This window comes from Arthrobacter sp. LAR12-1-1.1, assembly GCF_040676555.1.
Classification (GTDB): domain Bacteria; phylum Actinomycetota; class Actinomycetes; order Actinomycetales; family Micrococcaceae; genus Arthrobacter.
Genome location: NZ_JBEGIG010000042.1, coordinates 1 through 518 on the forward strand (window position 1 = coordinate 1; position 518 = coordinate 518).

General features: G+C 63.5%; 1 pseudogene. It reads left to right on the forward strand.

Annotated elements, in window-relative coordinates:
• Positions 1–518, forward strand: a pseudogene (locus MRBLAR12_RS18600) (pyruvate dehydrogenase (acetyl-transferring), homodimeric type); the annotation flags it as partial.

Consider the following 518-nt stretch of genomic DNA (forward strand, 5'->3'; position numbering starts at 1 on the left):
CTGCTCCAGCTCGCCGCGAACGACAAGCTCGACAACCTGAACTTCGTGATCAACTGCAACCTCCAGCGCCTCGACGGACCGGTGCGCGGCAACGGCAAGATCATGCAGGAACTCGAGGCCTTCTTCCGCGGCGCCGGCTGGAACGTCATCAAGGTGGTCTGGGGCCGGGAGTGGGATGACCTGCTGGCCAAGGACGAGGACGGCTCGCTGGTGAAGATCATGAACGAGACCGTCGACGGCGATTACCAGACGTACAAGGCCGAGTCCGGCGCGTTCGTCCGCGAGCACTTCTTCGGCAAGACCCCGCAGACCAAGGAAATGGTCCAGGACCTGACCGACGACCAGATCTGGAACCTCAAGCGCGGCGGCCACGACTACAACAAGGTCTACGCCGCCTACAAGGCCGCGACCGAGTTCAAGGGCAAGCCCACGGTCATCCTGGCCCACACGGTCAAGGGCTACGGCCTGGGCACGCACTTCGAGGGCCGCAACGCGACCCACCAGATGAAGAAGCTCAC